The sequence below is a fragment of the Streptomyces sp. AcH 505 genome (assembly GCF_000818175.1).
Lineage (GTDB): Bacteria > Actinomycetota > Actinomycetes > Streptomycetales > Streptomycetaceae > Streptomyces.
This window is the reverse complement of the sequence record NZ_JTIY01000002.1, coordinates 896167-908688: the sequence shown is the minus strand read 5'-3', so window position 1 is coordinate 908688 and position 12522 is coordinate 896167. Positions and strand designations below refer to the sequence as shown.

The 12522-nt window shown below is 70.9% G+C and carries 11 protein-coding genes and 1 pseudogene; 4 read left to right on the top strand and 8 right to left on the bottom strand.

Features of this window, described 5'->3' with window-relative positions:
- Positions 1-54 precede the first annotated feature (54 nt).
- The 6 genes from HY68_RS34015 to HY68_RS33990 are packed head-to-tail and all read right to left on the bottom strand — an operon-like array spanning position 55 to position 6482.
- Positions 55-1077 carry an LLM class flavin-dependent oxidoreductase gene (locus tag HY68_RS34015; protein WP_041999249.1) on the bottom strand — a complete coding sequence of 341 codons (1023 nt, stop codon included), beginning with the start codon at positions 1075-1077 and terminating at the stop codon, positions 55-57.
- 13 nt (positions 1078-1090) lie between these two features.
- Positions 1091-2317: an MFS transporter gene (locus HY68_RS34010; RefSeq protein ID WP_041999246.1), complete on the bottom strand. Its 1227-nt coding sequence runs from the start codon at positions 2315-2317 to the stop codon at positions 1091-1093.
- A 4-nt stretch (positions 2318-2321) separates the two neighbouring features.
- Positions 2322-2867, bottom strand: a complete 546-nt coding sequence (locus HY68_RS34005) for a GNAT family N-acetyltransferase (RefSeq protein ID WP_041999244.1) — start codon at positions 2865-2867, stop codon at positions 2322-2324.
- Positions 2864-4057 (bottom strand): type III PLP-dependent enzyme, encoded by a 1194-nt coding sequence (locus HY68_RS34000; RefSeq protein ID WP_041999242.1) that lies wholly within the window; start codon positions 4055-4057, stop codon positions 2864-2866. The genes HY68_RS34005 and HY68_RS34000 overlap by 4 nt, the downstream gene beginning before the upstream one ends.
- Positions 4054-5385, bottom strand: coding sequence for a DUF6271 family protein (locus HY68_RS33995; protein ID WP_041999239.1), 1332 nt, complete (start codon positions 5383-5385; stop codon positions 4054-4056). Before HY68_RS33995 ends, HY68_RS34000 begins: the two co-directional genes overlap by 4 nt.
- Positions 5367-6482, bottom strand: coding sequence for a phytanoyl-CoA dioxygenase family protein (locus HY68_RS33990; protein WP_041999237.1), 1116 nt, complete (start codon positions 6480-6482; stop codon positions 5367-5369). The genes HY68_RS33995 and HY68_RS33990 overlap by 19 nt, the downstream gene beginning before the upstream one ends.
- A gap of 448 nt (positions 6483-6930) precedes the next feature.
- Between HY68_RS33990 and HY68_RS33985 the strand changes: the two genes are divergently transcribed.
- Complete coding sequence (locus tag HY68_RS33985; protein ID WP_041999235.1) at positions 6931-8433, top strand: glycoside hydrolase family 3 protein; 1503 nt, start codon at positions 6931-6933, stop codon at positions 8431-8433.
- 32 nt (positions 8434-8465) lie between these two features.
- Here the strand turns inward: HY68_RS33985 and HY68_RS33980 are convergent, their stop codons facing one another.
- The gene (locus tag HY68_RS33980; protein WP_041999232.1) at positions 8466-9335 is read right to left on the bottom strand and encodes a DUF3592 domain-containing protein; all 870 of its coding nucleotides are present in this window, start codon (positions 9333-9335) and stop codon (positions 8466-8468) included.
- 85 nt (positions 9336-9420) lie between these two features.
- Positions 9421-10515, bottom strand: a pseudogene (locus tag HY68_RS33975) (hypothetical protein).
- Between the two features lie 184 nt (positions 10516-10699).
- On the opposite strand from HY68_RS33975, the gene HY68_RS33970 reads away from it, so the two are divergent.
- The 3 genes from HY68_RS33970 to HY68_RS39790 all read left to right on the top strand — a co-directional run.
- Complete coding sequence (locus HY68_RS33970; protein ID WP_041999230.1) at positions 10700-11581, top strand: N-acyl homoserine lactonase family protein; 882 nt, start codon at positions 10700-10702, stop codon at positions 11579-11581.
- A complete protein-coding gene (locus HY68_RS33965) occupies positions 11578-12051 on the top strand; it encodes a MarR family transcriptional regulator (RefSeq protein ID WP_041999229.1) in 474 nt (157 codons plus the stop codon). Before HY68_RS33970 ends, HY68_RS33965 begins: the two co-directional genes overlap by 4 nt.
- A gap of 37 nt (positions 12052-12088) precedes the next feature.
- Positions 12089-12522, top strand: a 434-nt coding sequence (locus HY68_RS39790) for an SRPBCC family protein (RefSeq protein WP_198533477.1), incomplete at its 3' end; no start/stop codon positions are given.

The window sequence follows — 12522 nt, the reverse complement described above, 5'->3', positions numbered from 1 at the left end:
CGACCGGCCGGGGCCCCGCCCGTGCGACGCGGGGCCCCGGCCGGCCGGGGAGCGTCAGCGCCAGCCGAGCGCCGGGGCGACGTGGGTGACGATGTTCTCCAGGACGTGGGTGTTGTAGTCGACACCGAGCTGGTTCGGCACGGTCAGCAGGAGCGTGTCGGCCTCCGCGACGGCTTCGTCCTCCGCGAGCTGCTTCGCCAGGACATCGGGCTCGGCTGCGTACGTACGGCCGAAGATCGCGCGCGTTTCGGCGTCGATGTGGCCGATCTGGTCCTCGCTCCCGCCTTCGCCGCCGAAGTACGCGCGGTCCTGGTCGGTGGTGAGCGCGAAGGCGCTGCGTGACACGGAGACGCGGGGTTCGTGCTTCCACCCTGCTTCGGCCCACGCCTCGCGGAACGCGCGGATCTGCGCGGCCTGCTGTACGTGGAAGGGGGCGCCGCCCTCGTCGTTCTTGAGCGTCGAACTCATCAGGTTCATACCGGACTTGGCCGCCCAGACGGCGGTGGCGTTGGACGCGGCGCCCCACCAGATGCGCTCCCGCAGCCCCTCGGAGTGCGGCTCGACGCGCAGCAACCCCGGCGGGTTGGCGAACATCGGCCGCGGGTTGGGGCGGGCGAAGCCCTTGCCCTCCAGGACGGACAGCAGCACCTCGGTGTGCTTGCGCGCCATGTCGGCCTCGGTGTCGTCGCCGCTCGGGGCGTAGCCGAAGTAGCTCCAGCCGTCGATGACCTGCTCCGGTGAGCCCCGGCTGATGCCGAGCTGGAGCCTGCCGCCGGAGATGAGGTCGGCGGAGCCGGCGTCCTCGGCCATGTACAGGGGGTTCTCGTACCGCATGTCGATCACGCCGGTGCCGATCTCGATCCGCGACGTCTTCGCGCCGATCGCGGCCAGCAGCGGGAACGGCGAGGCGAGCTGCCGGGCGAAGTGGTGGACCCGGAAGTAGGCACCGTCGGCGCCCAGCTCCTCGGCTGCCACAGCGAGGTCGACGGCCTGGAGCAGGGCGTCCGCCGCCGACCTGGTCTGCGAGTGCCTGGTGTCGGACCAGTGCCCGAAAGACAGAAAACCGATGCGCTTCATGCCCGGCACAACGTCAGACCGACTTGATTGATTCCTCAACTACTCGGTTCGGGTCCGCTCGGTCCGGCTCCTGCTGCCAGCGGATGCGGGTACTGCACACGGCCACCACCAGCGCGGCGGCCGACACACAGGCGAGGCCCCAGCGCAGGCTGCTCGCGCTCGCGACGAATCCGATGAGCGGGGGCCCGGCCAGCAGGCCGGTGGTGCCCATGGCGGCGACCAGCGTCAGCGCGTTGCCGCCCTGCCGCGCGGCTGCCACGTACACGCAGGGCGTCACGGCCGCGATGCCCAGGCCGACACAGGCGAAGCCGACGAAGGCGGGTGCCACTCCCCCGGTGGCCAGGGCGAGCGCCAGTCCGAGGCCCGCGAGGGTGCTGCCCGCGAGGACGACCCGTCCGTCGCCCCAGCGCTCGCGCCAGCTGTCGGCGCACAGCCGGGCGAGGACCATCATCCCGGACACGACGGCGATGCCGAGCGGGGCGACCTGCGCCGAGGCGTTCACGACGCCTTCCAGATAGAGGGTCGACCAGTCGTTCATCGCCCCTTCCACGATGGTGCCGAACACCATGGCGCAGCACATCCACCACACCAGGGCGGTGGGCAGCGCCCACTTGCGGCCCGCCGCCGGCTTCACCGGCGTGTCGTCGCCCGCCTCCGCGGCCACCGCCCGCTCCGCGTCCGGCAGCAGCCCGGTCGCGGCCGCCGCGGCGAGGAGCAGCAGGAGCAGGGCGGCGACGGCGAAGTGGGTGGTGACCGACGGCGTAGCGAGGCGCACTCCGGAGGCCAGCAGCCCGGCGAGGAAGGAGCCGCCGCTGAAGACGGCGTGCAGTTTGGCCATGGTGTGTCGCTCGTGGTGTGCCTCCAGGGCGGCGCCCTGGGCGTTCATCGCCGTGTTGAGGCAGCCCACGACGACCCCGTCCACGCAGACCACCAGCAAGGCGACGGGGTAGTTGGGGGCGGCTGCGAGCGCCACGAGGACCACGGCGAGCCCGACCGTGGAGGCCAGGGCGAGCCGCCGGGAGCCCAGCCGTCTCATGAGCAGGGCCACCAGCGGGAAGGAGACGCAGGATCCGACCCCCGCTGCCATCAACAGCACCCCCACGCCTGCCGCGTTGAGACCCAGCTCCTCCTTGAGGGCGGGTATCCGCGCGGCCCACGTGGCGTATTGGAAGCCGAGGGCGCAGAAGAGGGCGGCCGTCGCGAGCTGGCCGCGGCGGAAGGTGGGAACAGGGGACGGCACGTCGTCAACTCCGTCGGTGATCGGCTGGTGTGTCGGCGCGGGACCGCGGGGAACGGGACCGCAGGGAACGGGACATGTAGACGGCCGTAGGGTCGTAACCGGTGGTCGGCACGTGCGGGGCGGCGGTGTAACCCCGCGCCGACCAGTAGGTTTCGGCTCCGGCGACGGCGATCAGCGAGACCTCCGTACAGCCGTGTGCCGCCGCGGTGTCTTCGAGGTGTGCGACGAGCCGGCGCCCGAGGCCGCGCCCGCGGTACGCCGGGGCGACGACCACGTCGTGCAGGTGCAGGTTCCGCGAGGTGTGGCGGCTCGTCTCGGTTTGGCCGAGGGCGGGTGCCCGGCTCGCGGGGTAGGGCAGGGCGAGGAGGTAGCCCACCACCAGCTCGTCCGCGCGCAGGACGAAGCAAGTGGTGGGCGAGGCCGCCGCCTTGGACCGGAGGGCCGCCCGGCCCTCGGACAGCCCCAGCGCCGCGTACGCGCCGGCCTCCAGGGCTACGACGTCGTCCCAGTCCCCCTCGGCGAGGACGCGGATCGTCGTGGACCGCGTCATCGGCGGCCGTCCGGCTCGGGTACGCGGGCGGCGGCGTCTCCGGTGAAGGCCGTGGTCAGCGGCAGGAAGCCGTTGAACCCCTGCGTCGTGTAGCTCATGGCGTAGGCGCCGCAGGACAGCACCTCCACCGGGTCGCCGGAGACGAGGTTCTCGGGCACCCGCACCAGGCCATGGTCGTGCGCGTACGCGTCGTCGCTGTCGCAGGTGGGCCCTGCGACGACCGCGGGTACGTAGCGGCCGGCCGGGTGCGAGGGGAAGCGCAGGCGGTACTGGAGCGCGTCCATCTCGTAGAGCCCGTTGAACTTCCCGCAGCTCAGATAGAGCCAGTGCTGGATCTCGCCGTCGGGCATCTCGCGCCGGGTGAGCCGCACCACGCGCGCGTGGATGGTCCCGTGTTCCGCGACCAGGGCGCGGCCCGGCTCGATGACGAGGCGCAGCTGCTTTCCGTGGGCGGCGCGCAGCCGCTCGGTGCCCTCGCGGAGTGTGGCGAATATCTTGTCCAGCGGCGGGTCGAGCGGCACACCGTCCCGGTCGAGGTAGCCGCGGGCGGGCAGGCCCCCGCCGAGGTTGACGTGGTCCAGGGTGATGCCGTGTTCCCCGAGGGTGCCCATCACGTCGGAGAGCCGGTCGAAGGCGTTGCGCCAGGCGTCGGAGTCCATCTGCTGCGAACCGACGTGCACCGAGAGCCCGGACGGTACGAGTCCGGAGTCGCGGGCGGCCCGCATGACGCGTACGCCGTCGGCGGCCGAGCAGCCGAACTTGTTCTTCAGCCCCCACAGCGCGCCGCCGCCGTCCACCGCCAGCCGGCAGAAGACTCGTGCCCCCGGGGCGAATTCGGCCAGGGCCGCCACGTCCTCCAGGCTGTCCGTGGCGAAGGTGCGCACCCCCAGGGCGTAGGCGTTGGCGATGTCCTCGTCGGACTTGACGGTGTTGCCGTAGTGCATGTCGGCCACCGGGACGCCGGCGCGGAGCGCCTGGCGCACCTCCTGCGGTCCTGCCGCGTCGACCCCGGCGCCGGCCGCGGCCAGCGCACCGAGGATCTCGTCGGCGGGCGCCGCCTTCATGGCGAACCTGACGTCTACGCCGGGCAGTTCCGCGCGGAGTTCCGCATAGGCGGCGACCACCGCGTCGAGGTCGTAGACGAGACGGTCCTCGTCCGTGGTCCGGGGGGACGTCCGCGAGTCGGTCATCGCGCACCTGTCCGTCCGGCGTCGGACGCGGCGCCGAGGCCCACCTGTCCTGCGGCGTGGACGAGTCCCTGCCAGGACTCGATGAGGAGGGCGAAATCCGCCATGTCGGCGCGGGCCTCCTCCAACAAACGCTCACGTTGCGGCCGTAGGTGGTCGGCGAGGGCGGCGTACCGGCCTCCGAGTTTGCGGTAGGCCGCGTCGAGCCGGTCGAGGCGTTCCACGTTCTCCGCCAGGTCGAGTTGGGTGCTGCGCCGGACGATGCCGGCCACCCGCCCGGTGTCGACCGTTCCGTCGGCATGGAGGAGTCCGTCTCCCGCCGCGGCGAGTTCGGCGTAGCAGAAGTGGAGATGGAGCATGGAGAGGAGGAACTTCACATACCGCGTCTGGTACGCGACGAAGCCCGCGTCGGTCCTCCGCTCGTTGGTGTAGTAGTTGACGATGTCGCGGTTGTGGAGGACGCCGGGCAGTCCGGCGTCGTGCACCAGGTGGATCAGGAAGTAGTCACTGCCGATGGTGTCCGTCGCCGGCGGCAGCGGGACCCTGGTGTGCACGCCGTGGAAAGCGATGTTGCACATGTCGACCCGCATGGGGTCCACCCGTGTGAGCACCGCGTGATCGCTCTCGAAGGAGCGTTGTCCCGCGCCGAGGAAGGACTCCGCGACGAGTTCCCGCTTGGACTCCTCCGACGCGTCCAGAGGCGCCCACAGGCCTACGACTTCCTCGTACGTCGCGGGGTCGGCCGCCGCCATCTCGGCGAGATCCACGGAGGGTTCGCCGACGAAGGACGCGCCCACCATCGCCACGCGCCGACCTGCCTCCTGCGGGGTCAGGTCCCACTCGTCCACGCGGTCGGCGACGTCGGACGCGGTCAGGCCGATGGCAAGGAGCTCGTGGTGGATGGGGAAGGCCCATTGGCCGTCGCGCTGCTGGTAGCGGCTGTCGGAGTCCCTGCGGTGCACGGAAGTGCAGCCGAGGGCTTCGCCGATGAGGAAGGCCCGGTTGGTGCAGGCGCCGTAGGAGATCCCGGCGGGCAGCATCAGGTCGAGCAGCAGGTCGTTCTTCGTGCTCCCCGAGCGTGTGACGACCTCGCGCAGGAAGCCGCGCTGCGCGTCCTCGTCGAGGTGGTGGACCACGACACGGGGGTGGTGCGGCAGTCGGCCGACCGCTTCGGCGTGCTCGGCGTAGACGGCCGGCTCGCACGAGTCGAGGATGAGCAGGTGCACCTCTGCCTCGAAGTGCGTGACGGCGTAGGCCGCTTCGTCGGCGAGCAGGGCGATCGTGGCGGAGCATTCCCGGTTGGTGGGAAGGGTCAGGCAGACTCTGCGCACGACGCTCCTTCGTTCGCTTCGTTGCCCTCGCTCGCCTTCGTGCCTTCGCCGGTCTTCGTACCTTCGCCGTCCTTGGTGGCTTCGTCGTGCCAGGACTTCAGACCGAGCAGCCGTTCGCCCAACTCGTTGAGCCGGGCCCGCCCGTACCGCTCGGCCTCGGGCCGCACCGGGTCGCCGACCAGGGTGGGGTTCCAGTCCGGCGTGCTGAGATCGCGCCAGGACTCCACACGGGAGCGGCGCACCTTCTCGTGCCCCTCCAGCGCGGGCATCATCGACAGGTACTGCACCGCGCGGACGCCGGCGGCCGAGAGGTTGGGCGCCACGCCGTGGGCCAGGTGGCCGTTGAAGATCAGCAGGTCACCGGCCTCCAACTCGGGGCGGATCACCGGCATTTCCGTACGGTCGACGGCCGGCCTGATGGGGTCGCGGTCGGCCGGCTGGTGCGCCTTCCAGTGGTCGAACTGCCGGAAGAGCTCGGGGCAGCACTGGAACCCGCCCTGTTCGGGCACGGTGTCGTTGAGGGCGATGATGCCCTGCACCCGCTGCGGCGGGATGCCCTGCGTGCTGTCGACGTCCCAGTGCAGGTCGATGTCGAAGCCGGTGGGCCGGAATTCGATCAGGGACCGGTCACGGTCCTTGATGTTGGGCGGGTTGAGGTTGAGCCGGTCGAGTGTGACCCACAGCTCCTCGCTGTCCCATACGTCCACGAAGGCGTCGTAGACACGCTGCCGCTGCCGGTTGTCCCACATCAGCTGGTGGTGGTACGCCTCGACGAAGCCGTAGATGTGCAGTTCCTGTTCCAGCTCCGAGCGGTGCTGGCGCTCGCCGTACCAGGTCTCGGGACGGTCCGGGTCGAGGTCCTGGAACTCGTAGGCGATGTCGAGCAGCCGCAGGGCGTCCTCGCGGGGCACCGCCTGCTTGACCACCACATAGCCGTAGGTCTGCCAGAAGGTGAACTGCTCCTCCGTCAGGACGCGGAGGGGGCGGGTCTTGTCCAGGTCGCGCAGGGCGGTGCCGGCGAGGTACGTCTCGCCGTCAGCGCTGAAGTAGGGGCGGTCCGTGGCGGCGCGGTGCAGATGCGATTCAGCCGTTGCCATGAGTGACTCCAAGGCTCGGTGAAGAGGGAGTGGGAAGACGGAGCGTCACATCGCCGCGCAGTACCGCAGCATCAGGTAATGGCGGACGCGATCGTGTGACGGAGGGAGACAGGGGTGAGCAGGGGTCGCGAAGAGGGCCGAGCAAGGTGCGCTCCAAACGCTGTGTCGAACCCCGTGTGCCCATAAAGTTGGACTAGACCAGGCGCGCCTGTCAATGCCCCACGCCCCTCTCACGCCACATCAATCACGCTACTGAGCAGTACCGTTGACCTTTTTCGCCTGGCCGGCGCGGGGTGTACTGCTCAACCCTGGGTCAACTCTGGTCCAGACCACTTGACAGGTCCGCGTGTCGTAGGCCCAGAATCAATGGTCCAGACCTGGAGCGCGGTGCCGCCGGTCGCCGAGCCCCGGGCCGTTCCACCGCGCCCTACCCGAAAGGCACACCAACGTGAGCAGCGACAAGGAGCTTCGACGCCTCGCCCTCGCACTCCTGCAACCGGGATTCGTCGGCACCAGCGCCCCCGACTGGCTGCTCAACTCCATCCAGGCCGGACTGCGTTCCGTGGTGCTGTTCGCCCGGAACATCGAGTCGCCCGCCCAGGTGGCCCAACTGACCGCCCAGCTGCGCGCGGAGAACCCCGACCTCGTCATCGCCATCGACGAGGAGTCCGGGGACGTGACGCGGATCGAGGCGCGTACCGGATCGACACGCCCCGGAAATCATGCCCTTGGCTACGTGGACGACACGGCGCTCACCCGCGCCGTCGCGACCGACCTCGGCCACGAGCTGCGTGCCGCAGGGGTGACCCTGGACTACGCCCCGAGCGTGGACGTCAATCTCAACCCGGACAACCCCATCATCGGCGTACGGTCCTTCGGCGCCGACCCGAAGGTGGTGTCCCGGCACACGGACGCGTGGGTACGGGGCATCCAGGCGGCCGGGGTCGCCGCGTGCGCCAAGCACTTCCCCGGGCACGGTGACGTGGCCGTCGACTCCCACCACGGCCTGCCCACCTACGAGGCCAGTGTCGAAGACATCACGACGAACGCGCTGCCGCCGTTCCGCGCCGCCATCGCCGCCGGGGCCCGCGCCGTCATGAGCGCGCACCTCCTCGTGCCCGCGCTCGACCCGGACGCCCCGGCCACCCTCAGCCCCCGCATCCTCAACACGCTGCTGCGCGAGGAACTGGGCTTCGAAGGGCTCATCGTGACCGACGCGATCGAGATGGGCGGCGTCTCCAACCGCTACGGCATCGAGAACGCGACCGTCCGCGCCGTCGCCGCGGGCGCCGACGCCGTCTGTGTCGGCGGCGAGAACGCCGACGAGGGCACGGCCCGCCGGCTGATCGACGCGCTCGTGAACGGCGTACTCGGCGGCGACCTGCCCGAGGAGCGTCTCGCCGACGCGGCCCGCCGCGTGGCGGACTTCGCGGACTGGTCGGCGGAGCTGCGCCGCACCACCTCCGCCGGCGCGCCCGACCCGGCCGTCGGTCTGGGCGCGGCGCGCCGGGCCGTACTCCTGAGTGAGGCCGCCCGCGCGCGTACCCCGCTGACCGCGGCGCCCCATGTCGTCGAGCTGGCGCCCGCCACGCACCTGGCCATCGACAAGCAGACCCCCTGGGGTGTGGCCGCGCCCCTCAGCGAGCTCATGCCCGGCACCAGCAGCGTCCGGCTCGGCGAGGACGATCTGCGCGCGGACGCCGGTGTACTGCGGCTCAGCGGAATCGACGCGACGGCCGACCGTCCGCTGGTCGTTGTCGTGCGGGACGCCGCCCGTCACTCCTGGATGTCCCGGTCGCTCGCGGAACTGGTCGCGGCGCGCCCGGATGCCGTCATCGTGGAGACGGGACTGCCGGGACTGCTTCCCGGCACCGCACACATCTGCACGCATGGAGCGTCGACGGCGTCGGCGCGGGCGGTTGCCGCACTGCTCGCCGGTGTCGGCGCCTGATCCGGGCGGGCAAGCGCGGCTGACAGGGCGCGCTATCCGGCGAGGGCCTCTGCCGCTCCCACGGCGACCGCGGCCACTCCGACGGCGAGTGCCACGGCGCTGAAAGCGAAGTCGATTCTCCGGGTGCGGTGTTCGGCCGCGAGGTCCGCGGTGAAGACGGCCGGGTCGTCGGGTGCGTAGTGGATCGTGACGTCCCGGCCGTAGGAGCCGACGGGGTCCGGCAGCCCGGACGGGCAGTAGGCGGTGACGGCCGCGCCCTCATGGGTGGTGAACGCGACGATCGGCGTGTGACTGGTGAGGGTGTCGCCGTCCTCGTCGACGCTGACGTCCTTGAGCACGGCGACGACCTGCCCCTGGACGGCAGCCCGGGACGTCAGCATGGCGATACGCCGGCCCGCCCGGCGTGCGCCCTGCGGCAGGAAGCACGCCACGGTCACACTCCAGGGCACCCCGAAGCCGAGCAGGGCCCACTGCCAGCCCCGGTCGATCGCGACGACGGTCACCAGTCCCGCGTAGATCAGGAAGACCGAGCAGTTGGGCAGGCCAAGTCCGTACCTGCCCTCCCCGAGGTCGTCGGTGAAGCGGAAGGCGTGCGGCCTTCCGCGCGGGTAGTGCACTCCGACCTCCCGGCCCGTCCAGGCCGCGGCGATGGGCTCACCGCGCTCACCGTCGTTCGTCACGGTGAACTCCTCGCCGGTGGACGGGTCCTGGAAGGAGACGACCACGGATATCCCGCCGACCTGGGAGGCCCCGTGCCTGGGCTCGCGCACCTGCTCGATCCGTCCCATGACCCGGACCTTCCGCTGGGCGCGGGTCACCCCGGCCAGCGACCTGCCGTACCCGACCAGCGCGATCGCGCCGAACACCCCGCACCACAGCGCCAGATAGCCGTGCCAGCCCACGTGTCTCCTCCTCCTGCCGATCCGTTGTCGTTCGTACCGTTTCGCTTCAGGGACGGCACTGCCCGGTGCGCGGTTGCCGACGCGGTCAGCGCGCGGGGGCGCGCCGCACCACCGTGCCTTCGCGGTCAGCCTCCAGGGAGGCCGATCCTTCGGGCCCGGTCACGCCGACCCTGATGACGAGGGAGCCGGTGAGGCTCTCGGCGGTGAGCTGCCAGGTCTGCGCGGAGCGGACGCCGAGGCCGGTACGGGCCTCCTCGACCAGAGCGGGAAAACGGTCGTACGGAAGCAATGTGAGGTCGAACCGCGGGGCCCGGGTGCCGGTCGGGGCGAACACGACCGACAGCAGGCGCTCCTGCAGCACGACGGTGAGGGCCTGGCGCTCGCTCTCGTCCTTGCCCTTGATCAGCGAGTCGACGGCCCGGCGCAGTTCACCCTTGTCGAGCAGCGACTAGTCAGGGCCGACGGTGACCGTGCCGGTCGACGACGAGACGACCGTCCTCGACGACGAGGAGACGGAGGGCATTGAAGGAGCGGGCGGGCCCGCGGCGGTGTCCTGGTCGAACAGATCTGCGCGGAACAGCAGGATCACGGCGGCGGCGGCGAGCAGCAGCCCGAGCAGCACCAGAAATCCGAAACCGCAGCCCTCCGGCGCCTCGCGTACCAGGGCCGCCTTGGGCGCCGAGTCGATGCGGGCGCCGGCCGCCCGTTCCTCCCATTCGGGTGTCGGCCGCTTCACGATGCGCGCCCGCCAGGGCCGGTCCGGCGGGTACTGGACCACCAGGATGCCGCGCGGCCGGTAGTCGGGCAGATCGACGAGGTTGATGTCCTGGGTGATCTCCACCCGGTACGCCGGCGCGTCGTCCGGCGCGACGGTGAGGTCGAACCGCACCGGTATGTCGCTCGACTCTCCCCCGATGGCCCGCAGGCTCTCGATCATCGCGAGTGCCGTACGGGGCGGGACGGCCGCCTCGCGGGCGCGCCTCGGCACACCGGCGAGGAAGAAGAGCAGCCCGTAGACCACGGGCAGGACCAACCCCGCCACGAACAGCGGCACTTCCTCGACGACGGCGCCGACCACGATCCCGGCGAGCGACGCCCCGATCACAGCACCCGTCAGAAACCCCCGTGCGAGGGCGACGGGGGTGTGGTGCGTCGGCGGCGGGGCCGTGGTGATCGTCATACGCGCGATTGTGCCGGGCCGTGGTGACGGCCGGTAGACCTCGGGGTGAGCTTCTGGGAGACCGCGTCCCCGCTGCTCACGGCAGTCGGCACTTGACAGGGGTGCCACACCGGAGTCCAATAGATGTCACGACATACATGTCGTAGCACGCGTGTTGCGACAGACACACACCAGGAGGCTTCTCATGGGGCAGGTCAATCGGGTCTCGGTCGTCAGCACCGGCACCGTCCAGATCCGTCCGGAACACGTCGAGACCAACGGCACCCCGCTGTTGTGGTGGCTCAACACCTCACGCCGGTGGACGGAGCCCCGCCCGATCAACGTGTACGTCATCGAGCACGACAAGGGTCTGGTGTTGTTCGACACCGGCCAGGACCGGCGCTCGGTCACCGACCCCGGCTACTTCCCCGGCGGCCCGGCCGGTCACATCTACCGTCGCCTCGCCAAGTTCGACGTCCCTCCGGACGGGACCCTGACCGCTCAACTGCGCAGCCTGGGTTACGACATCGCCGACGTGCGCGTGGCGATCCTGTCCCATCTGCACCAGGACCACATCGGCGGCCTGCGCGAACTGCCGAGGTCAGCGAAGGTATTGGCCAGCGCGGCCGAACTCGCCGAGGTGGACAAGAAGTTCGCGGCCTTCGCCGGATTGCTGCGCCAACACATCCAGGTCCCCGGCGTGGACTGGAGCCCCGTCACTCCGCGGCGCTTCGAGGACCCGGCGATCGCACCGTTCACCCACGCGCACGACGTGATGGGAGACGGCTCGCTGCTGCTCCTGCCCACTCCCGGACACACGCCCGGCTCGATGTCGCTGCTGCTGCGCGGCGCGGGACTGCCGACGATGATGTTCGTCGGCGACGTCACGTACGATGTGCGGCTGCTGGCGGCGGACCGCGTGCCGGGGGTCGGGAACGCGGCCGGACTGCACGGGACGACCCGGCGGATCAATCAGCTGGCCGCGCGCCACCCGGGTATGCCGGTGCTCGCCGCCCACGACCCGGCGGCGGCCGGACTCCTGGCGGACGCACTGCGGCAGCGGCAGTACGAAAGGGAACTCAGTTGAGAACAGCAGAACAGATTCGCTACCTCATCCTGGCCACACAGCGGGAAGGCAACCGCCGGCTGACGGTGTTGCTGTCCGAGATCGACGTCACCCCCGCCCAGTCCGAAGCGCTGCGCATCATCGCCGATCACGGCCCGCTCGCCCTGCGGGAACTGGGCGGCATGCTTGTGTGCGACACGGGCACGAGCCCGAGCCGGATCGTGGACCGGCTCGTCACCGCGGGTCTCGTACAGAGGACGACCAGCGAGCACGACCGGCGCCAGGTGAGTCTCACACTGACCCCGCAGGGCCGGGAGAAGGCCGCACGCGTCGCCGAGATCGAGAACCAGCTCTACGACCTGATCGACCAGGCGAGCGCGACGACGGACACCGAAGCACTGATCGCGTTCCTGCACGCGTTCACCCAGCAGTCCCCGGCCGGACTCGCCCTGGCCAACCGCCTCGCCGCCGAGGAGGACCGGGCGCGATGACCGCCTTACCGAACCCAGCACGTCCGTGGAGGACACCGTGACGTTCCAGCTGAGCCTCGACATCACCGCCCCGCCGGCCAAGGTGTTCGCCTTCGTCGCCGACTTCACCACCATGCCGAAGTGGTACTCCGCGGTGCAGCGCGTACGACGCGTCGAAGGCACGGGCGGCCTCGGCACCCGGTACGAGGTGCACCGGAACCTCCCTGGCGGCCCGACGGTCAACGAGGTCGCGATCACCGGCTTCTCACCGGGCGAAGAGGTCACCTTCACCTCGCTGAGCGGGCCAACTCCCTTCGTCTACCGCTTCCACGCCCAGCCCCACCGGCGCGCGACGCGCCTCGCCCTGGAGGGCACGATCAGCGCATCCGGCCTGCCGGGCCCGGCCGCCCTTCTCGGGCCGGTGGCCGAGCAGTTGTTCAAGCGCGGCATGCGCGACAACCTCGGAACGCTGGCCTCGTTCCTGGAGTACTA